This is a genomic window from Methylomonas sp. Uni0009 (assembly GCF_054188105.3).
In genome coordinates, this window is the sequence record NZ_JBTAFN010000001.1 from 3262474 (window position 1) to 3286111 (window position 23638).

A 23638-nucleotide genomic window follows, 5' to 3' on the forward strand; every position below is an offset into this window, starting at 1 on the left:
GAATTCATTCGCCCATGCGCCTAAACCGCCAGATCGTTTACGCTCAAAATAGCCAGTAAGATGGAAACGATGATGCCGCCTATCATCAAGCCCAGCGAAATGATTAAGGCCGGTTCCAACAGCGCCAGCATCCGCTGGATGGTGGTCTTTAGCTGCTTGTCGTAAATGGTGGCTACCCGCATCAGCATTTCCTCCAGCTTGCCGGTTTCCTCGCCCATTTTAATCATTTGCACCGCCAGTTTGGGAAACAGGTTTTGCTGGGCCAAGGCGTCCGACATGGTCCGGCCTTGCTTGAGCTGGGCTTCGGCATGCTCCAACAGATCGGCCAAGACTATATTGCCGACGGTTTCCCGGACGATGCCCAGCGATTTCAAAATCGACACGCCGTTGCCCAATAACGTGCCGAAGGTACGGCTGAAATTGGCTATTTCCATGGTCAGGATGATGTCGCCGAACAACGGAAACTTCAGTAGCCGGCCGTCCCAGGCTTTCTTGCCGGCCGGATCGGCCAACTGCAATTTTATAGTTTGCACGCTGCCGACAATAACAATCAGCAACACCCACCAGTAACTTTGTAAAAATTCGGCCAGGCCGATCACTATCTGGGTTGGCACCGGCAAGGCTCGGCCGGCGCTATCGAACATTTCCTTAAATTGCGGGACTACAAAGGTCAGCATTACGAACAATGAGGCCAGCGACATCAGTAACAAAATGGCCGGGTAAATCAACGCGGTGCTGACCGTGTCTTTCAGTTCCTGCGAACGTTCCATGTATTCCGACAAGCGCAGCAACACGCCGCCCAGATTGCCGCCCATTTCCCCGGCGCGGATCATGTTCAGATAAAATTTGGAAAACACCCCGCTCTGGCTTTCCAACGCATCGGCGAGTGCCTTGCCGGCTTTGACCTTTTCCAGCACTTCGCCGACTAGTTTATTCAGTTTCGGATTTTCCTCGGTCAACTGCATCAGAATCGTTAACGACCGATCCAGCGGCAAACCCGATTCCAGCAAGGTCGCCAATTCGCCGGTCAGCATACCGATTTCTTTTTGCGACAGTTTGACGGTAGCAGACTTTAGTTTGAAACCCAGAAAAGTCTTATCTTTTGCCAACTCAATGCGGATGGGAATCAAGCCCTGGTTTTGCAATTCCAGCAGCAAGGCCTGCTCGTCTGCAGCATTACGCACACCTTCTTCGGCGACACCCTGACTGTTGACGGCTTTGTAGGAGAATAAAGGCATGTATTTGTTTAGTTTGCTTTTTAGCTGGGTTTGCGCTTTGGTACTCGGCAATGTTTTTGCAATGCCAAAACATGGATACTCGATAACCGTTGTGTGGCGTGTATATGTCTATCACATTTCATGTTACTAGCCCGGCCCTATTGATCACGGATATTCCGATCAAATTGAGTTCATCTAAGCCCAGACGGATATGCGCTTCGATAGCCAAGGGCATAAAGGTGACCGGGTATTTAAGGGCCGGGTTAATCATCACGCAGATTCGGTCTGGCGAGGCCTAATTCCGTCGGCAAAACATGCTCGCCACTATAAAGTAGTTGCGGGCGTATCTCAAAACTCCATGCGTATCCCGACATTAAAGGCGTGGCGGGAAACGTACTCCTGGCCGAAGGTGGTGTCGTATTGCACGAACGCCGAGCCGCCAAACGGCAGTTGGGCGGATAAACCGGCGCGCAGATTGATGTAGTCCTTATCGACGCTAAAACTGTTGGTGGTAAAGGCATTGTTAGGCGAATCAACGAAGCGGGTGGTAATCAAGGAGTTTTTGTTGAACCACTGATGCTCCCACTCGACATTCACTTGCGAAACCAGCACGCCCACCGGTGTGCTCAGCGCATGCGAGACCATCGCGCCGATACTGCTGCTCAACGACTCGTTGTCCAGCTCGCCGACTATCATGTTCATGCCTAAACCGGCACCTTGTTCCTTGCGGCCGTTGACAAAGTTGTAACCGTATTCCGTGCGGCCTCTAAGGCCGAATGTCCATTCTTTTACCGCTATGTCGTAACCGCTACTGAGGCTGGTGCGATTTTGCCAGCCATCGGTTTGGCTGGATGCCGTTTCATTAATCGCTGTGCCGTTGGCGTCGTTATAAAGTGTGACACGTTTGGAATCGTATTGGTTATAAGTCAGGTTGTTGACCAGATCAACGTACCAGTTATCGGTCAGGTTTAACGAGCCGAAGGCTGATAAGGTGTACCCGTCTATGCTTTGGCTGCCGCCCTGTTGGGAAATCAGGGCCGTGCTGCTGCCGTAGCCGGCAGACAAACCCAAGAGTAGCCGTTTGCTCAAGCGATAGTCGGCACCGGCAGTGACGGCGGACATCGTGGACGCATAACCGCGTTGAGCTAGCGTCGCGGTTCTATCAGCCCATTCGAATTGGCCGTTAATGAATAAGCCCAAATTGCTGAAGCCGGAGATAAGATCGGTGCCGTCGTTGTTGTTATCCGTGCTTAAGGAAATACTGACCGAGGAGGGGGCATTGGATGAGGATTGACCGTCTTTTTCCGGCGTTGAAGCCTGAATGTTGATAGCGTTAGAACTGGGTGTGTTGGGTGAACTGGCTGAACTGGTGGGCGCACTGGGTGCACTACTAGGCGTGTTTATGCTGCTTGATGCATTCGGTGAGCTGATATTGTTGGCTGAGCTGGGTGCGCTGAGAACGCCCGGAGCGCTGCCGATAGCCATTGAACTGCTTACCGGTGTGTTGAACGTGGGGGACGACTTGAAACTTGAAGCGGAACCGGCGCCGACGCTTGCGGACCTCAGGGTGACGAGTCGCTGAGTGATGTTGCCGGTCTGCAATTTGGCTATTTGGTTCGATACGGTTTGTTCCGCCGCGATTTGGCCAGGGCTGATTTGCCGCAACGCGCTGATGAATTGGTCTACTTTGCTGGCATCGGCGTTACCGTTTGCTAAAAAGGGTTTCAAGCCGTTCAATAGATTCTGCAGATTAGTTGGGGTTGAGGCACTGCAGTCTATTTGCTGTAAGGCGTTGGCCAAGGATTGCACGTCGGCGGGGACCAGATTGGGCAATCTGGGCACCATGGTCAGCAAAAACTGCTTTTCCTGCTTGGAAAATATAAACATATCGCTGGAGCCTTCCGGACAGGTAATGCTTTGGTTAAAATTTCCGGAGATGCTGCCGCTGGTGGTTTGCAACAGCACAGACTGCGAAAAAGCCTGTTGCGGCGAGAAGTTAGGCTGGCTGGCCAAGCGTTGTAAGTTAAGCTTTGCGCCTTGAATATCGATGCTGCGCGCAGTAATCGAATCGGTTACCAACTGTCCGTTTACCCCACCCAATTCCAAATTCAAGCTGCTGGATTGGCGGAAAATCAAATCAGCCGATGCGGCGTCAATGGCCGCTATCCCTTGCCCATTGGCACCCGGACCCGGCGAGAAACTGTTGTTTATGTCCACGATGCCGGCGTAAGAACCGCTGCCGGATACCGGCCCGTTCAAAGTCAGGTGCGAACCGGCGATGCCGACCGTGCCATTGTTGATGACCGGACCGCTGACGCTGCCGTTGCCGCCGAAGCTGCCGGCTTGTATGTCGGTCAAAGCCTGGCTCCAAACCCCGTCTACCCGGGTAGTGCCCGCGGTTTGCCGGTAAGTGCCGTTGCCGATAAACGAGGCATTACTGGTCACGCGCACATTGCCGGAATTAATGACCGTCGATTGATTGTTGAGGATGAAATTGCCGTTCAGCAATAAGTCGCTGGCGGAGCCTCCCGAGCCGCTGATAATCAAGCTACCTGGGCCGCGCATCTCGCCCCCGGAAAGCACTGCGGATTGCACTCTTAATTCGCCAGGGCCCGATAATATGCCGCCAGTCTGCACGTAACGACTCACCTCGGTGCTGGTGTGCTGTAAATTGACGGTGCCGTTGTTTATGGTAAAAGTGCTACCCAGATTGAGCTGCTTGGTCGCCGCGGACGAAAAATTGACGGTGCCGCCGGATACCGTCGTGGAATTGCTTACCGAATAATCGCCGGCGATAGTAGTTGTCCCTCCGCTAAACACCGCATCGGTGGCCGTTAGCGCAACGCCGGCGTTGACTAGATTGGTCCCACCGCTAAAAGTGATATTGGCTGTGCCAAGGTTGGTGCCGGCATTGAATTGTTGCGTGCCTGCGCCGAATTGCAAGGTACCGTTGCCGGTGAAATTGCCGGAGTGGGTATTGTTGCCGGTAAAATTCAATACGCCGGCATCTACCAGTGTGTTACCGGTGTAGCTGTTAGTGCCGCTCAAGGTCACCGTACCCGAAGTGGTTTTGTTCAAACCCACGCCACCACCCAAATTGGCGCTGACCGTGCCGGATTGAAGATCGAACGCACTGTTCGAGGTCAAGGTGCCGGTGCCGGTGATAGACCCCGACAGCAGTCGTACGCCTGCCACTGTGTCGTTATGGCTGCCCAGAGCAAAGGTACCGCCGTCGACGACCAGACTGGATGTATTGGCAAGCGCGTCACTGGCACTCAAGGCCAACGTGCCGGCGCTGACTTGGGTGGTGCCGGTGTAAGTATTGCTGCCGCTTAGCGTCACGCTACCGGCGGTGGTTTTACTCAAGCCCACGCTGCCGCCTAAATTGGCGCTGACCGTGCCTGATTGCACATCAAAGGCACTGTTCGAAGTCAAGGTGCCGGCGCCGGTGATAGACCCCGACAGCAGTCGTACGCCTGCCACTGTGTCGTTATGGCTGCCTAGAGCGAATGTGCCGCCGTTGACGATCAAGCTGGAGGTGTTGGCTAGCACGTCACTGGCACCCAAGGCCAACGTGCCGGCGCTGACTTGGGTGTTGCCGGTGTAGGTATTCGTCCCGCTCAGGGTCACGCTGCCGGCAGTAGTTTTGGTCAATCCGACGCTGCCGCCCAATACCGCGCTGACCGTGCCGGATTGCACATCAAACGTGCTGTTCGACGTCAGAGTGCCGGAGCCGGTAATCGAACCGGACAGTAATTGCACCCCAGCGACGGTGTCGCTGTTTGCGCCTAGATCAAAGGTGCCGCCGTTGACGACCAGACTGGACGTATTGGCAAGCACATCGCCGGCGCCCAAGGCCAACGTGCCGGCATTTACTTGGGTGTTGCCGGTGTAGGTATTCGTCCCGCTCAGTGTCACGCTGCCGGCAGTAGTTTTGGTCAATCCGACGCTGCCGCCTAGTGCGGCACTGACCGTGCCGGATTGCACATCAAACGTGCTGTTCGACGTCAGAGTGCCGGAGCCGGTAATCGAACCGGACGTTAATTGCACCCCATCTACTGTGTCGTTATGGTTGCCTAGAGCGAAAGTGCCGCCATTGACGACCAGACTCGAGGCATTTGCAAGCACATCGCTGGCGCCCAAGGCCAACGTGCCGGCGCTGACTTGGGTGTTGCCGGTGTAAGTATTGGTCCCGCTCAGCGTCACGGTTCCTGCGGTGATTTTACTCAAGCCCGCACTGCCGCCCAACGCCGCGCTGACCGTGCCGGCTTGCACATCAAACGTGCTGTTCGACGTCAGAGTGCCGGAGCCGGTAATCGAACCGGACAGTAATTGCACGCCGGCGACGGTGTCGTTGTTCGCGCCCAAATCGAAAGTGCCGCCGTTGACGATCAGACTCGAGGCATTGGCAAGCACATCGCCGGCGCCCAAGGCCAACGTGCCGGCGTTGACTTGGGTGTTGCCGGTGTAAGTATTGGTCCCGCTCAGGGTCACGGTGCCGGCAGTAGTTTTGGTCAATCCGACGCTGCCGCCTAGTGCGGCACTGACCGTACCGGCTTGCATATCAAAGTCACTGGTTGACGTTAACGTGCCGGTGCCTGTAATCGAGCCGGACGTTAATTGCACGCCGGCGACGGTGTCGTTGTTTGCGCCCAAATCAAAAGTGCCGCCGTTGACGACCAGACTGGACGTATTGGCAAGCACATCGCTGGCGCCCAAGGTCAACGTGCCGGCGCTGACTTGGGTGTTGCCGGTGTAGGTATTGGCGCCGCTCAGCGTCACGGTGCCGGCGGTGGTTTTGTTTAGACCGATATTGGTGCCACCTAGCTTGGCGCTGACCGTGCCGGATTGCACATCAAACGTGCTGTTCGACGTCAGAGTGCCGGAGCCGGTAATCGAACCGGACAGCAATTGCACGCCGGCGACGGTGTCGCTGTTTGCGCCCAGATCAAAGGTGCCGCCGTTGACGATCAGACTCGAGGCATTGGCAAGCACATCGCCGGCGCCCAAGGCAAACGTGCCGGCATTGACTTGGGTGTTGCCGGTGTAGGTATTCGTCCCGCTCAGGGTCACGGTGCCGGCGGTGGTTTTACTCAAGCCCACACTGCCGCCCAACGCCGCGCTGACCGTGCCGGCTTGCATATCAAAGTCGCTGGTTGATGTTAACGTGCCGGTGCCGGTAATCGAACCGGACAGTAATTGCACGCCGGCGACGGTGTCGTTGTTCGCACCCAAATCGAAAGTGCCGCCGTTGACGATCAAGCTGGAGGTGTTGGCAAGCGCGTCACTGGCACCCAAGGCCAACGTGCCGGCGCTGACTTGGGTGTTGCCGGTGTAGGTATTGGCGCCGCTCAGGGTCACGGTACCTGCGGTGGTTTTGTTCAAGCCCACGCTGCCGCCCAAATTGGCACTGACCGTGCCGGCTTGCACATCAAACGTGCTGGTAGACGTCAAAGTGCCGGTGCCGGTAATCGAACCGGACAGTAATTGCACGCCGGCGACAGTGTCGTTGTTCGCACCCAAATCAAAAGTGCCGCCGTTGACGACCAGACTCGAGGCATTGGCAAGCACATCGCCGGCGCCCAAGGCTAACGTGCCGGCATTTACTTGGGTGTTGCCGGTGTAGGTATTCGCCCCGCTGAGTGTCACGGTGCCGGCAGTAGTTTTGGTCAATCCGACGCTACCGCCCAATATCGCACTGACCGTGCCGGCTTGCATATCAAAGTCGTTGGTTGAGGATAATGTGCCGGCACCGCTCAAAGTCGCCCCGGCATGCGCCATACTGAAATTTGCCACAGTGGGCGAAATATCAAGAGCCACATTTTGGCCGACATTGATAGCCGCATCATCGGCCGCTCCGGGGCTTGCGGCACATGACCAGTTAGCGGGCGTAGACCAAATATCATCACCACCTTGCCAGGTACAAACGGCAGCTTCGGCAGTTGAAAAAAATCCGATCAGCAACGCCGAGAAAGCGAAAGAGGCATCGGCGCCGACGCTGCGCGAACGTCGTTTGGCTATCGTTGGATTATTTGCAGACTCGGCTGGCGATTGGCACATCTTGAATCCATGATGTTGATTAAAAAGTGGGTTTTAGTCATATTCCACTTGACGCTATTTGTTATGCGGTATGTTGGCTTTGTTATTCAAAGCCTTTCTAGGTTTAGATCAACGAAAGTTTGTTGTCGGGCGCCGATTAAACAGCTCAAGCTTCGGTCGTTACCCTTAATACCTCTTCTAAGGTGGTGATACCCTGCAAGGCTTTGCCGACGCCGTCTTCGTACATGGTTTGCATGCCTTCCTGGATCGCGGTTTGCTGGATCACGAAAGCTTCTTCGTGTTTCATGATTTGCTTGCGGATCGTGTCGGTCATCGTCAAAAATTCGATGATCGCCAGTCGGCCTTTATAGCCGATGCCGTTACAGGTGGGACAGCCGACCGGTTTGTGCAGCAGGATTTCGCCGGTAGGTTGCCACTGTCTAAGTTTCATTTCTTCGATCAGCGTGTCCGAGGCCGGGTGGGCTTGTTTGCAGTGCGGACAGAGGCGGCGCACCAAGCGCTGGGCCAGAATGCCGTTGATGGTAGAGCTGAGCAGGTATTCTTCCAGGCCCATGTCCTGCAAGCGGGTGACGCCGGCGGCGGCGTCGTTGGTGTGCAGGGTGGATAACACCAAGTGACCGGTCAGTGCCGATTGCACGGCAATTTTTGCGGTTTCCAGGTCGCGCATCTCGCCGATCATGATCACGTCCGGGTCTTGGCGGACGATGGAGCGCAAGGCCGATGCAAAAGTCAAACCAATTTGTGGTTTGGCCTGAATCTGGTTGATGCCTTCCAACTGATATTCCACCGGATCTTCGACGGTGATGATCTTGCGTTCCGAGGTATTCAGGGTTTTTAAAGCGGCATACAACGACGTGGATTTACCGCTACCGGTCGGGCCGGTGATCAACAAAATGCCGTGCGGTTGCGCCAGTACTTCAATAAAGCGCTCGGCCTGTTTGCCGACGAAGCCCAGGGTTTCGAAATCCAATACCGCGTTTTCCTTGTCCAGCAAGCGGATCACCACGCTTTCGCCGTGCAGGGTAGGAATGGTGGAAACCCGCAAATCCAGCTCCTTGCCTATCATTTGCAATTTGATGCGGCCGTCCTGTGGCAAGCGACGCTCGGCGATATTGAGCTTGGCCATGATCTTGATCCGCGACAGCACGGCGGCGGTCGAGGCGACCGGCGGCGAGTCGATGTCTTGCAACACGCCGTCGATACGCAGGCGCACTTTCAGGCTTTGCTCGAACGGTTCGATATGCACGTCCGAGGCGCGGCTTTCCACGGCTTTTTGTAGGATGAAGTTCACCATCTTGATGATGGGCGCTTCGCTGGCTAGATCTTTTAGATGTTCAAGGTCTTCGCTGCCTTCTTCCTCGACATTCAGGTTGTCCATCAGCTTGTCCATTTGCGACTTGCCTTCGCCGTATTGCAATTCCAGCGCGGCGTCGATTTCCGAAAGTTGGCCGATTTGCAATTTAATGGGTTTGCCGATGGCAAGTTGTAAAGCTTGCGTCACATAGTCATCTTCCGGGTCCATCACCGCGACTTGGATCTGTTCGTCGTCCGCCGCCAGACCTACGGCATGGTATTGCTTTAAAAAACGCTGCGAAACACTATCCGGCAGCGGCGTTTGCGGCGGGTACTGTGCCGGACCTACGCGAGCAATCCCGCTGGCTTCGGCGAAGCTGCCGGCGATGTCGCTGTCCGAACACAAACCCAGTTTGATCAGCAGTTGCGGCACGGAGTCGTCCAATGCCGATTTTTGCATGCGGCGGACTTTACTCAAATCGCTGTCGGAGAGCTTACCTTTCCTTTTTAACAAGCTGAGAAAGGCGGCGTATTTTTCGGGGTTTTCCACGGTTTCCATGTTCACTGTGTCGGCCTAAACTTGCAGAACTCGGGCGCATTGTAGCGATTTTCCACTCAGTCCGGCAGTAATTGTTTATGGGATGGTGACTCTTGCGCCGCGTTAGAGAGGGAATGAGGCGCTGCTCGAACAGTTTCTTGTTTTTGGGGTGGCGAGTGTTGGGGATTTTGACGCCCTTGGGTTCCCGCTTTTGTCAGATCGCACCATGGTGAGTTGACGGTTAAATACTGATCAATTGCTTGGTAGGTTGATCATGATGGCAAGCCCCAATGGCTTGGCATCGCCCCTATACTTGCCTGCACCTTTGTCAAAAGCAAATGTCTGTAGCCATCCTTATATAAATTCAGATGTCAGATCATTTGAAGCGTTTGACCAAACGGGTATTGCCGATACAATCCACGACAAGCTCAACAAAACGTAAATATACGGCTATGGCAGAAAGTACTCACCCCCCTAGAACGTTGCTATTGGTCGACGACGAACCGAACATTATTAATGCGCTGAAACGTACGTTGCGCAGAGATGGCTACAGCATACTCACTGCCAATGGTGCGGAAGAAGCGCTTGATTTACTTGTCGATCATAAAATAGCCCTGATCATATCCGATCAGCGTATGCCTAAGATGAGCGGTGTGGAATTTTTGCGCAAAGTTAAAGAGCTCTATCCAAAAACCGTACGGGTGGTGTTATCCGGCTTTACCGATCTTGAATCGGTGACTGGCGCCATCAATGAAGGGGCGATTTACCGATTTATGACTAAGCCGTGGGATGACGAGTTGCTGCGTAAGAACGTTCGCGAAGCGTTTGAATATCATGAAATGGAACAGGAAAATCAACGGCTGACTCGAGAGCTCCAACATTCAAACGATTTACTTGCCAGACTTAATCAAAGTTTGGAACAACAAGTGATGCAAAAAACCCGTGAAATCGTACATAACATCAAAATGCTGGAAATATCTCAGGAAATACTTGAGCATTTGCCGTTGGCTATTCTTGGCCTTGATGAACGACACATGATCGCCTCTTCCAATCGACTTGCGGACTCGCTATTCCAGCGTTATCCCAACGAATGCTTGCTTGGCCTGCAAGCAGAGAGTGTTTTGCCCGCCCCCTTATTGCATGTATTACAGCAAACCAAGGATTCTGAAACTGCGGCAGAATTTAACGGCAGCTGCTTAGATTTAGGCAATAGTAAGACCCTGTACGTGTGGATAAGCCCAATGGGTGAACTTAGTCAATCAAAAGGCACTATAGTGGCGCTTTCGTCAGTCAAGACATAACCTTGACTGTCTCAGAAAAGTACAGAAGTGGAGTTTGCCGACATGAATACGAAATCCCAAGCGACCCTGCTGACTGATTTGCCGTCCTTACCCACTGTAATCATGGATGCCTTGCAGTTCAAGGCCGACAAGCAAAACTTGTCCAATCTCGCCAACAAAATTAGTCAAGACCCACACATGGCGGTACGGATTTTGCGCGTCGCCAATTCGCCTTTTTACGGTAGGTCTCGAGAAATTGGTTCTTTGCAGGAAGCGGTGGTGGTGTTGGGGCTTAACCGGGTAAAAAACCTGTTGTTAGGCCTTGGTTTTATGAACCTGTTTCGGTTGGACCGCCAAGATTTCGATTACTCACAGTTTTGGCATCACAGCATGGCAGTCGCGGAGTGTGCTCGACAATTGGCGATTCATACCGGTATGGATCAGGATATTGCCTTTACGGCGGGATTGCTGCATGACATCGGGCTGCTGGCCATTGTTTTGTTATTTCCAGACGATTTTAGCAGTATTACTACGGGGCAACATCTCAATAGAATTGAAGCGGAACGGCACGTTTTGGGGTTTGATCATGCGGAGATCGGCTGCAATGTCGCAAAGCATTGGAATTTACCGATGGCGATTCAGCATGCTATCGAACAGCACGAAATCCCACGCGGGCAAGATGAAGGGAAATCGTTAGAATTAATGATCCATATGGCCAATTTTCTGGTACTTGTCACACAACGCGACGACCAGGCTTTTGAGTATCCGGAGTCTATTGTGCAGATACTTGAGATGCTGAACATTCCTCTTGACCAAGCCATAGACTGGGCTAATTCTAGTCAACAATTCGCCAATCAGGTCGTCGCCAGTCTATAAATTCGGGAGCATTATGTTATTAACTGAATCGCAACAATGGGACTGGATTTATAACCTCTACCAATTAGGGCAATCCGATGCGTTTGAAGAGGATACAAACAAGATATTCGAAAAATTACTGCGTCATATTGTAGAGGGATTTAGAGCCGATACCGGCTCATTAGTCTTGTATGAAGGCGAAGACAGCAGCTGTTTAACCATAGTCGCTGCGCTCGGTTTGCCTGAGGAATGTGTCGGCAGCGCGATACCCAATGGCAACGGCGTGATAGCTTGGGTATTGGCCAACCAGCAGGCGCTATTGATCAAGGGCGATATCAATAAAGACTCGCGCTTTCTCCGCTACCCACCCAAAACCAAAACCCGCATACCGGTTGCCTCCATGTGCTGGCCATTGCAGATAGGCCAGCGCTTGATTGGCGCATTATCGGTCAACAGTTTTAACGATGAGTGTAGTTACACGGGAGCGGATTTAGACCACGGACAAAAATTAGTTAATCCGATCACGCTCGTGATCGACAACATTAGGTTACATGGTGATCAACGCAAGCGCATCCAGCAGCTTGCCAACGCAAATCAACGCTATGCCAATGCCAACCAGCAATTAATAGAGGCTCACAAACGCTTGAATGAGTCGGAAAAACGCCTCAACGACATTTTAAATTCACTGGATAGCGTGGTCTGGTCGATGGAGCCGGTCACGATGAAATTGCTGTATCTCAACAAGGCCGCCACTGAGGTATCCGGTCGGCCGGTCGAGGATTTTTTAAATGATCCGCAGTTATGGCTGAATATTATTGACCCGATTGATAGAAAGCAGGTGGAAGCCAGTCTGGCCGATTTAAAGACTAACAGTATCCAGAAAGTAATCTATCGTATTCACCGCCCCGATGGCGGGCTTCGTTGGTTGTTTCATCGCATGTGCGCCGTTTGCGATGATGCCGGCTCACCGGTACGCATCGACGGCATCACTGTGGATATTACCCAGCATAAAAATGCCGAAGACCTGCTGAAACAGCGCAATCAGGAATTACAGACAGCCCTCGACACCATACAAGAAGTCCAGCAGCAATTGGTACAGTCCGAAAAAATGTCTTCCATCGGCCAATTGGCGGCGGGTGTCGCGCATGAAATCAACAATCCTATCGGCTATATCAACTCCAATCTCACTTCATTGAAAACCTACGTGGAAGATTTGCTGGCGTTGGTGGAAAAATATGAAAAAACTGAGGGGGAATGCGCCGACGGCGAACAACTTCGGCAAATTCAGGATTTCAAGCAGCAAATCGATCTGGTGTTTTTAAAAACCGATGTGCTCGATTTATTGGTTGAGTCTCACGAGGGGGCGTCGCGCGTCAAAAAAATCGTTCAGGATCTCAAGGATTTTTCGCATGCTGGCGGTGCCGACGAGTGGCAATGGACGAATTTGCACGACTGCTTGGATAGCACACTGAATATCGTCAATAACGAAATCAAATACAAAGCCAGTGTCGTCAAAGTATACGGGGACATTCCGCGTGCCTGGTGTTTGCCGCATCAGTTGAATCAAGTATTTATGAATTTGCTGGTCAACGCCGCCCACGCCATTGAAAAGGAAGGTACGATCACCATCCGTACCGGCAGCGAAAACGGCACCCTTTGGGTTGAGGTGAGCGATACGGGGCAAGGTATTTTGCCCGAGCACGCCAATAAAATTTTCGACCCTTTCTTTACCACCAAACCGGTGGGCAAAGGAACGGGATTAGGACTGTCCGTTTCCTACAGCATCGTTAAAAAGCACCAGGGCGAAATTAAGGTAGACAGCCGGATCGGCGAAGGCACCACCTTTCGCGTGGTATTGCCAAAAAAAGAACAGCCGGTCGACTTATGAATTTGCCGCCATCACCAATGACCAACGATCGGCGGGCGGCTTTACTGTTTGTCGATGATGACACCAATGTGCTCAAAGCCTTGCATCGACTGTTTCGGCATGAAAATTACACGCTTTATCTTGCGGAGGGCGGTGCGGAGGGCTTGACGGTTTTGCGCGAGCATACGGTTGACTTAATTGTTTGCGATATGCGGATGCCGACAATGAACGGCGCCGAATTTTTCGCTCAAGCATTTGAGCGATGGCCCGATACCGTGCGTATCTTGTTAACAGGCTATGCCGATTTAGAATCGACTATCCAAGCAGTCAACAAAGGCCGGATTTACAGTTATTGCACGAAACCTTGGAATGGCGAAGAATTAAAACTATTGATTCATAACGCACTGCAAGAAAAACGTTTGCGTGAAGAACAGGAACGCTTATCGGCTATCATCCGGCAACAGAACGATGCACTGAAAGCCATCAACGAACATCTGGAAGAAAAAGTCGAACAACGTACAGCAGAGCTGGCGCAAGCCAATAAAACCCTGTTGCTCCACAATCAAGCCATTGAAGCCGCACGCAATGGCATCACCATTACCGATGCCAGACAAGCCGGCAATCCCCTGGTTTATGCCAACCCGGCGTTTCAACGCATTACCGGTTACGACAAAGCGGAAGTACTTGGCCGAAACCTTTCGTTTCTGCTGGGCGAGGATCATGATCAGCCTGGCTTGGAGAGTCTCCGAATTGCAATTCGCCGGAAGACAACCGGCTATGCCGTTATCCGTAATTATCGCAAGGATGGCTCATTGTTCTGGAATGAACTGGCTATCGCGCCAATCAAAAACGCCAATGATGAAGTGACGCACTTTGTCGCCATCGTCGACGATATTACCGAATTCAAATCCAACCAGGCACAGTTGGAATATCGAGCCAACTATGATGATCTAACCGGGCTGGTCAATCGCAATCTTCTTAATGATCGTCTAAATAACGCCATCACTACCGCGCAACGCGAGCACAAAGTATTCTGCCTGTTTTTTATGGATCTCGATGACTTTAAAGTCATCAATGACACGATGGGACATTCGGTGGGGGATGAGTTCCTAAAAATCATTGCCGGGCGACTGCTGAATTGCGTCCGAGCTTGCGATAGCGTAGCGCGATATGGCGGCGATGAATTTGTCTGTGTATGTCCAAGCATCGCTAAAACCGATGATGCTGCTTTGATCGCGGCGCGAATCATTACCGAAATCTCGCAGCCTCTACAGCTGAATGGGCACACCCTGCATGGGGCGGTAAGTATCGGCATCAGTTTTTATCCTGCAGACGGGGCGGACAAAGAGACCCTGCTTCAGCATGCGGATACCGCCATGTATGACGCTAAGGATAAGGGTAGGAATAGCTTTAGTTTTTATACTCAAGCGTTTAACCAACGCCTTATGCAGCGTTTGATGCTGGAGGAAGACTTGCGCCAGGCTTTACGATTGGAGCAATTTGTCGTCTATTATCAACCCAAGTTCGATTTGCATAGTGAACAAATTAGCGGTATGGAGGCTTTGCTGCGCTGGAACCATCCGGAAAAGGGCTTGATTCCCCCCGATCACTTCATTCCATTGACGGAAGATGCCGGCTTGATTTTGCCGATAGGCGAATGGGTGTTGCATACGGCCTGTTTGCAAGCTAAAGCTTGGCAGTTGGCGGGACTACCCGCCATCAATATGGCGATCAATGTTTCACCCAAGCAGTTGCATAGTCCCACGTTTGATCAAACTATTACCCGTGTTTTACGGCAAAGTGGATTGGACGCGAGTTTTCTGGATTTGGAGATAACCGAAGGCGCGGTGATGCAAGACCCGGATAATGTAGCCATTACTTTGACCCGGCTAAAGAATATCGGCATTCGCATTTCCATGGACGATTTTGGTACGGGTTATTCAAGTTTGAGCTACTTAAAACGATTTCCCTTCGATAATCTTAAAATAGACAAGGCATTTATCAACGATATTCCGTTGGGAGAGGGCGATGTTACATTAGTGTTGACCATTATTGCGATGGCGCACAACTTTAAACTTAAAGTGGTAGCCGAAGGGGTTGAAACACAGGCTCAGAAGGATTTTTTGGCGCGGAATGGCTGCGATGAAATTCAGGGTTATTTCTTTAGCCGACCGTTGCCGGCTTCGGAAGTGGAGCAACTGCTGAAAAAAACCAACTGACCGGGACAGCCAATTTCGCTTATTCGCGGATAACGGGATTTTTCATCTAATGATCATGAAATAAGCCGCGTAACTTTGGCAAATAAAAGTTTTTTGTAGCACAAAAACCGATAATGAATGCCATTCGGCGGACTGCCCGCACGTTCCCCAGGAGACTATTTTTACCATACTGACATTAGCACCTGACTTTGAATTATAGATTATGATTAGCCCTAGTGTCTAAACCGAGGTGGGGTACTCACTATGCTTGAATCGAAAGCTGAAACTCTGCGGATACAAAAGCTGCACGAATGCTGCATCCTCGACACGCCCCCCGAATCAAACTTTGACGACATTGTCCGGCTGGCGGCACTAATATGCGATACGCCTTTTGCTGCGATCACACTGGTCGATAGTGACCGCGAGTGGTTCAAAGCCAAAAAGGGCATAGCGGCCAACGAACAACCCAGAGACTGCGGATTCGGTACACCAACCCTATCACACCTGGATGTGTTGGTTGTACCGCATCTCGAGCATGACAGTCGCTTCGCGGCCAATCCCCTCGTGGTGTCCGAGCCGCATATCCGTTTCTATGCAGGCAGCCCGATTCTTGTTCCCACCGGTGAAGCATTAGGCGCACTTTGTGTGTTCGACGTTGTGCAACGAGCGTTAAGCGTCAATCAACTTGATGGCCTCAAGATGCTTGCCGGCCAAGTCGGTGCAGCCTTGGCGCGCAGACAGAAGGAAAAAAGCCGGTCGGACATCCTGGAAAAACCCACGGCCCAAGCCTTGCCGGCTGACTTGGGCCGGCAAGATACAGCGCACAACCCCGAACATTTTAATGGCGCCATATTGGATTCCTTATCAAAACAATACTGTGTGATGGATGAAGCGGCCAATATTCTGAAAGTCAGCAGGCCTTGGCTTGATTTCGATCAGGCATACGCCGGGGATAAAGCCAGCCTTCAACCCGGGCAAAACTATCTGGCCCTGCTGGACACCGGGCTGACCAACGATAGAGGCGGAAAGGCGTTCGCAGAGGGTATTAGGTCGGTTTTGAACGGCGCTTTATCCAGCTTTTCGCTTGAATATCCTTATTACACCGGTTCCGGTCAGCTATGGTTTGCAGGGAAAGTCATCCTGTTTCCCGACCAGAATTTAGCCCGGCTTATCGTAATCCATGACAATATTTCCGAACATAAACAACGTGAGGAGCGGTTGCGGCAAGCAGTGGAGTCGGCGCCGAATGCCATCGTGATGGTGAATGAGTCCGGCACCATTGTTATGGTGAATGCGCAAACGGAAGCATCATTCGGTTACGCGCGAACCGAACTGATCGGGCAGAGGGTGGAGATGTTGATTCCGGAACGTTTTCGCGGCGCACATATCGGTTTCCGCCGGGCCTATCTTGCCGATCCGGTTTCGAGGCCTATGGGGGCCGGACGCGATCTGTACGGGCTACGCAAGGACGGCACCGAATTTCCGGTCGAAATCGGTCTGGGGCTGATCGAGAGTCATGAAGAAACCCTGGTGCTCAGTTCGATCGTCGACATTACCGAGCGCAAGCGCCTGGAACAACGATTCCGGCAAGCGGTGGAGTCGGCGCCGAATGCCATCGTGATGGTGAATGAGTCCGGCACCATCGTGATGGTGAATGCGCAAACGGAAGCCTCCTTCGGTTACGCGCGAACCGAACTGATCGGGCAAATGGTGGAGATGTTGATTCCCGAGCGATTTCGCGACGGACATGTCGGTTTCCGCCGGGCCTACCTAGCCGATCCGGTTTCGAGGCCGATGGGAGCCGGACGCGATCTGTACGGGCTACGCAAGGACGGCACCGAATTTCCGGTCGAAATCGGCCTGGGTCTGATCGATGACGATAACGGCATCATCGTCCTCAGCTCCATCGTTGACATTACCGAGCGCCAGAGTGCCCACGATAAGCTGAAACAAACCCTCAACGAGAAAGAAATGTTGCTTAAGGAGGTCTATCACCGGGTCAAGAATAACCTACAGGTGGTGTCCAGCCTGATCAACCTCCAAGCCGGCAATGTAACGAGTCCGGAGACCGCCGATTTACTCAAACAAAGTGCTGATCGCATCAAAGCCATGGCCTTGTTACACGAAAAACTTTATCAATCCAAAGACTTGGCCAGGATAGATTTCAACGAATACATTCGTAGCCTATCCGACAATTTGCTGTTCGGCTACGGCGCATATTCCGACAAGCTCAAGCTCAACATGAAGATAGACAATGTGTTTCTCGATGTCGATACCGCGATACCCTGCGGCCTGATCATCAACGAATTACTGTCCAATGCCATTAAGTACGCATTTCCCGGAGATCGGCGCGGCGAAATCGGCATTGCTTTCACACAGGAGCAAGGCGAATACATCCTGATAATCTCCGATAACGGCATCGGCCTTCCCAGCGAAATGGATTTCAAAAAAAGCAGCTCGCTGGGTCTGCAATTGGTTGATACCTTGACCAATCAACTCATGGGACAGATGAGCCTGGATCGGACAAACGGATCCACCTTTACTCTGCGTTTTACTAAAACTTGTTAAGCGGGAGGGGCTCCGCATGTTAGCCAGTAGAATTATGATCGTCGAGGATGAAGGCATTATTGCCATGGATATTCGTAGGCAGTTGGAAGGTTTCGGCTATGAGGTGGTCGCGACTGCTTTTTCGGGAGGCCAAGCCATTACGCTGGCCAATGAGCATAAGCCCGATTTAGTCATGATGGATATTGTGTTGAAAGGTGAGATGGACGGCATCAGCGCGGCGCATGCCATCACGGAGTCTCTGCATATTCCCGTGATTTTTCTGACGGCTTATAGCGACCCGGCTACCTTGTTGCGCGCGAAAGCCACAGGCGCATACGGCTATTTGATCAAGCCGTTCCGTCCGGATGAACTGCATGCTTCCATCGAAGTCGCGTTGTATAAGTATCAGCTGGAACGCAAGCTGAAGGAGAGCGAACAGTGGTTTGGCAAAACCCTGCACTGTATCAGTGACGCCGTGATTGCCACCGACGCTGAAGGGGTCATCCGATTCATGAATCCGGTGGCCGAAACGATAACGGAACACAGTCTGGAACAGGCCAAAGGTAAACGGGTCAGCGAACTCATGACGCTGATAGCTGAGTCGAGCCGCAGTGTCATTGAAAACCCGGTCCTCAGTACATTACAGAATCGGACCGTGACCGGCATTGACTGCCCCACTTTGTTCGTTAGTCAGTCAGGCTTGGAAATTCCGGTGGACGACGGCGCCGCCCCGATACTCGATGACGATGGAACCTTGTTGGGTGCTGTGATGGTATTTCGGGACATCACCGCCCGTCGGCAAATGGAACATTTACTGCGGGAAAGCGAAGAACGTTTCCATAGCTCATTCGAACTGGCCGCCATCGGCATGGCGCTGATAGCCCTCGACGGCAGTTTCCTGCAAGTCAATAATGCCCTCTGTGAAATTTTTGGTTACACGCGGGATGAGTTGTTGGGCTCCAATCTGCAAATACTCACGCATGCAGACCATCATGATAAAGTAATAAACCTTTACTTGCGGCAATTGGTAACCGATGTACTGCCGACGTTTCAGATTGAGGTGGAGTGCCTTCATAAAATGGTCGGCAAGACCATTTGGACTATGATCAGCGCCTCGCTGGTTCGCACTGCCGGCGGCGAGCCGCAGTATTTCATTGTGCAAATTCAGAATATTTCCAACCGTAAATACGCCGAACAGCAATTGATCTATCTGGCCAATCACGACCCCTTGACCGGGCTACTGAATCGCGACCAGTTTCATAACCGCCTTACTCAAGCATTATCCACCGGTCAAAGACATAACCGTAAATTGGCCGTGATGTATCTGGATTTGGATCGCTTCAAGTTGATCAACGATACGCTGGGCCATCGCTTGGGCGATTTATTGCTGCAAGCCGTCAGCGACCGCCTGAGAGCCTCGGTGCGCTCGAACGATATTCTGGCTCGGTTGGGCGGTGACGAGTTTATCGTGTTGTTGAGTGACATCAATCAAATCGACGATGTGGCCAGAATTGCCCAAAAGACCCTGGACATCCTCACCCAGCCGTTTACCTTGGAAGGCAATGATCTTGTGGTCACCGCCAGCATTGGTATCAGTATTCATCCAGACGACGGCAAAGACAGCCATTCGCTGTTAATGAACGCCGACACGGCCATGTATTTGGCCAAGGACCGTGGTAAAAACAACTTTCAGTTTTATACCCTGGAAATGACCGAAAAATCGATCGAACGCATGAAGGTGGAACGGGGTCTGAGGCATGCCTTAGCCCATGATGAATTACGGCTGCATTATCAGCCTCAGGTCTGTACCGGCAGCGGCGTGGTGGTCAGCGCGGAAGCGCTGGTGCGTTGGCAGCATCCGGAATGGGGCTTGGTTTATCCAGACCGCTTCATTACCGTGGCGGAAGAAACCGGACTGATCGTGCCTATTGGTGCCTGGGTCTTGCGTGAGGCCTGTTTACAAGCTAAAACCTGGATTGAAAATGATGGGCCGTTCGGCGGTGTAGCCGTGAACGTATCGGCGCGCCAATTCCTCGATACCAACCTGTTTCAAACAGTAAAACGAACCTTGGCCGAAACCGGCCTTAATCCCAGCGCCCTGGAACTCGAAATCACCGAATCGGCAATTATGCAGGATCCCGAGAACACTCTGCAGGTATTGCATCAATTTCAAGGGCTTGGAGTGCGGCTCAGCATCGACGATTTTGGTACAGGTTATTCCAGCTTGACCTACCTGCGCCGATTTCCGATACAAAGTGTCAAAATAGATCGATCCTTTGTGATTGATCTTCCTGGCGACGACGGCAGTAAAACCCTTGTCAGGGCCATCACCGCTCTGGCCCATGAGCTTAACTTGTCGGTCGTGGTCGAAGGGGTGGAAACCAAGGGTCAATTATCCTTTCTAACTGAGCAAAAATGCGATTCGCTGCAGGGTTACATGTTTAGCAGACCCGTGAGTGCGGAACAATTTCAACAGGATTTTATTAATTCCGGTTTTAAGACCTACCTTCCGAATATCTCAAACGATCAACCTTGAAATTAAAATTTAACAAAAACCGGTAACTTGTAAAGATGATTTAGGGGTACAGCTCTCTTGGGTGAGGCAGCAGTTCCAATATCTCGTCGATAACTGTTTGCTGACAGGCACCACCGTTTTTGCGGCAAGGATTAAACTAGGGGTCTTTTATACAGAGGACGTGGAGGCGGGATTATGCGAAGAATCAAAGCCATAAGCTGTGTGCCCTGGGTGTTGGGCTTGTGCAGCGCTTGCAGTGCGGATTGGCCGCAGCGGCTTGGTTATCATGTGCTGCAGAACGCCGGGCAATTGCAGTGCCAAAAAGCCATGGCCAACGATTGCGAACGGCGGCAAAGTTACGACGCCTATCAGCGCGAGCGGCAGCAACTCAAGTAGCCGCTAAATACTGTTCAGCAACGACAGTTCCGCCGGATGCGGCAGCATGTAATAGGAGTTGTCGATAAAGTCATCCGGCTCTCTGCGGAAATGATGGCGGAGCAGGGTGAGCGGCACAATCAGCGGCAATAAACCAATCCGATAGTTTTCGATGGTTTCCACCAGTTCCTGTTTGTCGTCACTGTCCAGCTTGTGCTTTAAATAGCCCTGGATGTGTTGCAAGACATTGACATGGTTGCCGCGGGTGGCGACGATTTTCAGACAAGTCATCAAGGCTCCGATATAGGCAGCGGCGGTGTTTTCAATGTCTGCGTTAGTGACGCCGGCAATAATTCTTCCCAGCTCGCGGGCCTGGTTTTGCTCGTGGCTCATCGCGATCAATTTATGCCGGCTGTGAAAGGTAATCAAACCATGCGCTGTTAAACCCTGCTCGCATAAGTCGCGCCAGCGGCGCATCACAAACACGCGCTGGATAAAGTTTTCCCGCAGGCCCGGATCACCCAGCCGGCCTTCTTCTTCCACCGGCAGGCTAGGGAAAGTGCGCTGTAAATAGTCGGCAAAAATGCCGGTGCCTTGCCGCGCGGGGATGTCGTTTTTATAAATTTTGACGCGGGTCATGCCACAGCTGGGCGAATCTTTTTTCAGAATGTAGCCGCACAAGCCGCCCAGCCAATCGTGTTGCCGGGCGGAGGCCTGTTTCAAGCGTTCCGTCACGTCGAAACTATGATCCTTCACGCCGACGCAACGAATGCCGTCCGGGGTTTCCCGCAACTGTACGCAGGGGCGGGGGATGCCCAAACCGGCTTCGACTTCCGGACAGAACGCTCTAAATTCGAAGTATTGGCCCAGCGTGCGTTCGATGTAGCTGTGATATTTATGCGCGCCGTCGTAGCGCACTTCTTGGCCTAACAAACAGGCGCTGATGCCCACCGAAATTTTCTGCATACTTAATCCTGTTATTGCTTGGGGTGTTGGTCAAAAATCAGTTTGTCAGTGGCAAAACCCAGGGTTTTGGCTTGTTCAATTAAATCTTTTTGGATGCTCGGTTCCAACTCCGGGCTGCGGGCCAGTATCCATAAATAATCGCGATCCGGGCCGGCGATCATCACATAGCTGTAAGTGGTTTTATCCAATGCAATGATGTTATACGCCCCGTAAAACGGTCCAAAGAAAGACACTTTCAGGCGACCGATGTCCGGTTTGTCGATGAAGTAAGCTTTGCCTTCGGCGATTTTTCGTTGGCCTTGCTCGGCGTCGTAGCCGCTGTTTAACACTTTGACGCCGCCGTCATCGCGCAGGCTGTATTCCGCGCTGATGTCCGTCAGGCCGCGCTCGAAGCTGTGATCGAGGCGGGCGATTTCGTACCAGGTGCCCAGATAGCGGTTCAATTCGAAGCCGTCTATCACTTTCACGCCTTCCGGGATGTCGGTGCAGGCGCATAGCAAGCTCAATAATAATATGGGTAGATAACGCATGGTTTACTCCGCTGGCGCCGGGGTATTGCCCAGGGCTTTGAATTGGGCTTTGATTAGCTGGCTTTGTAAGCCGTGGTCAACTCTTGGCCGAGGGTAGTCGCCGGCTTGCGGATGCTTTTCCCATTTGTGGATGACTTCTGCCGGGAAGCGTTGCAACTCCGGAATCCAGGTCTTGATATACACACATTGCGGATCGAACTTTTTCTGCTGTAGCCAGGGATTGAATATCCGGAAATACGGTTGCGCGTCGCAGCCGGTGGACGCAGCCCATTGCCAGTTACCGTTGTTGACGCAAGGGTCGTAATCCAGCAAGCGTTGCGCGAAATAGCGTTCGCCCCAGCGCCAGGATACGTGTAAATCCTTGACCAAAAACGATGCAACTATCATCCGCAAGCGGTTATGCATCCAGCCGGTCCGGTTCAATTCGCGCATGGCCGCGTCCACAATCGGAAAGCCGGTTTGGCCGTTGGCCCAAGCCCAGAAATCCTCTTGGCCGTTGCGCCACAGCAAGCCGTCGTAACGCCTGTCAAAGGCGTGACCGAATACATGCGGAAAATGAAAGCCGATATGGGTGAAAAAATCCCGCCAATACAACTGCCGGATCAAGGGGTGGTCGGGATCGAGCTCGGCTTGGATGCTGTAAAAAGCCTCGCGTACCGAGCAACAGCCGAATTTTAAATAGGCCGAGAGCTGGCTGGTGGCGGCCATGGCCGGAAAATCGCGAACGGCAAGGTAGTTTTTGCAGTTGCCGATGATGGCTAATCGGGCCAATGCCGCTTGCCTGCCACCGGGCAAGGCGTTTTGGTGCGGCTGCTGCAGCTGCTGTATTACTTCCGGTTTGTGTCCGGCATAGGCTTTTGCCGATAGTTTACCCGCTGCCAAGCCTTGCGGAGCCGATACCGGCTGGATCCGGGCTTGCCGATGAAACGCGGTGAATACCTGATAAGGCTTGCCGTTGCTTCTTAAACCTTGCTCGGGTTCGGTCAGTAGCAGATCGGCTTGGCTGTGAAAAGCCAGATGCTGTGTTTCGCATTGTTCGCGCAGCTCGTTGTCCCGTTGCCGGCTGAACGGGCTGTAGTCGCGATTGACAAATACCGCTTCGATGCCTAAGTCCTGCTGCAAAGGCTGGAGCAGATGCGCCGGCTGAGCGTTGAAAATGTACAGCAGGGCGCCTTGCTGTTGCAGTTGTTGCTGCAAATCGCTCAGCGACTCCAGCATGAATTGCAAGCCCGGCGTGCTTTGGTAAGGATGGGTTTGGATTTGCCGGGGATCGAAGATAAAGCAGGCAATGACTTGCCCGGACTGGTTTAGTGCGGCGTTCAGAGCGGTGTTATCTTCCAGGCGTAAATCGCGGCGGAAAATGAACAGCGAGGTTTTGTAGGTTTTTTTTGCCATCG

The 23638-nt window shown here is 52.4% G+C and carries 13 protein-coding genes; 7 read left to right on the forward strand and 6 right to left on the reverse strand.

What is annotated here, in order from left to right; genetic code table 11:
- Positions 1–20: 20 nt before the first annotated feature.
- The 3 genes from ACWAU0_RS15165 to gspE form a co-directional block, all read right to left on the reverse strand.
- The gene (locus ACWAU0_RS15165; RefSeq protein ID WP_033159577.1) at positions 21–1238 is read right to left on the reverse strand and encodes a type II secretion system F family protein; all 1218 of its coding nucleotides are present in this window, start codon (positions 1236–1238) and stop codon (positions 21–23) included.
- A 327-nt stretch (positions 1239–1565) separates the two neighbouring features.
- A complete protein-coding gene (locus ACWAU0_RS15170; RefSeq protein ID WP_458137160.1) occupies positions 1566–7277 on the reverse strand; it encodes an autotransporter-associated beta strand repeat-containing protein in 5712 nt (1903 codons plus the stop codon).
- Positions 7278–7422: 145 nt separating this feature from the next.
- Entirely contained in the window at positions 7423–9129 is a 1707-nt protein-coding gene (gene gspE / locus ACWAU0_RS15175) for a type II secretion system ATPase GspE (RefSeq protein WP_458139234.1), read from the reverse strand.
- Positions 9130–9476: 347 nt separating this feature from the next.
- On the opposite strand from gspE, the gene ACWAU0_RS15180 reads away from it, so the two are divergent.
- The 7 genes from ACWAU0_RS15180 (at position 9477) to ACWAU0_RS15210 (ending at position 20766) form a co-directional block, all read left to right on the forward strand.
- Complete coding sequence (locus tag ACWAU0_RS15180; protein WP_458137161.1) at positions 9477–10409, forward strand: response regulator; 933 nt, start codon at positions 9477–9479, stop codon at positions 10407–10409.
- A 42-nt stretch (positions 10410–10451) separates the two neighbouring features.
- Positions 10452–11264, forward strand: coding sequence for an HDOD domain-containing protein (locus tag ACWAU0_RS15185; RefSeq protein WP_458137162.1), 813 nt, complete (start codon positions 10452–10454; stop codon positions 11262–11264).
- Between the two features lie 13 nt (positions 11265–11277).
- Positions 11278–13131, forward strand: coding sequence for an ATP-binding protein (locus ACWAU0_RS15190; RefSeq protein WP_458137163.1), 1854 nt, complete (start codon positions 11278–11280; stop codon positions 13129–13131).
- A 17-nt stretch (positions 13132–13148) separates the two neighbouring features.
- Positions 13149–15329, forward strand: coding sequence for an EAL domain-containing response regulator (locus ACWAU0_RS15195; RefSeq protein WP_458137164.1), 2181 nt, complete (start codon positions 13149–13151; stop codon positions 15327–15329).
- Between the two features lie 243 nt (positions 15330–15572).
- Positions 15573–17876: a PAS domain S-box protein gene (locus tag ACWAU0_RS15200; RefSeq protein ID WP_458137165.1), complete on the forward strand. Its 2304-nt coding sequence runs from the start codon at positions 15573–15575 to the stop codon at positions 17874–17876.
- A 16-nt stretch (positions 17877–17892) separates the two neighbouring features.
- Positions 17893–20391: a GGDEF domain-containing response regulator gene (locus ACWAU0_RS15205; RefSeq protein WP_033156714.1), complete on the forward strand. Its 2499-nt coding sequence runs from the start codon at positions 17893–17895 to the stop codon at positions 20389–20391.
- Positions 20392–20565: 174 nt separating this feature from the next.
- Complete coding sequence (locus ACWAU0_RS15210; RefSeq protein WP_033156713.1) at positions 20566–20766, forward strand: hypothetical protein; 201 nt, start codon at positions 20566–20568, stop codon at positions 20764–20766.
- Positions 20767–20769: 3 nt separating this feature from the next.
- Here the strand turns inward: ACWAU0_RS15210 and ACWAU0_RS15215 are convergent, their stop codons facing one another.
- From ACWAU0_RS15215 to ACWAU0_RS15225, 3 genes are read right to left on the reverse strand one after another with little or no spacing between them, the layout of a single operon-like run.
- On the reverse strand, positions 20770–21711 hold the full coding sequence (locus ACWAU0_RS15215) for a YbgA family protein (protein WP_101051868.1): 942 nt from the start codon (positions 21709–21711) through the stop codon (positions 20770–20772).
- Positions 21712–21722: 11 nt separating this feature from the next.
- Complete coding sequence (locus ACWAU0_RS15220) at positions 21723–22241, reverse strand: lipocalin family protein (RefSeq protein WP_033156711.1); 519 nt, start codon at positions 22239–22241, stop codon at positions 21723–21725.
- A gap of 3 nt (positions 22242–22244) precedes the next feature.
- Positions 22245–23636 (reverse strand): cryptochrome/photolyase family protein, encoded by a 1392-nt coding sequence (locus ACWAU0_RS15225; RefSeq protein WP_033156710.1) that lies wholly within the window; start codon positions 23634–23636, stop codon positions 22245–22247.
- Positions 23637–23638: the final 2 nt, after the last annotated feature.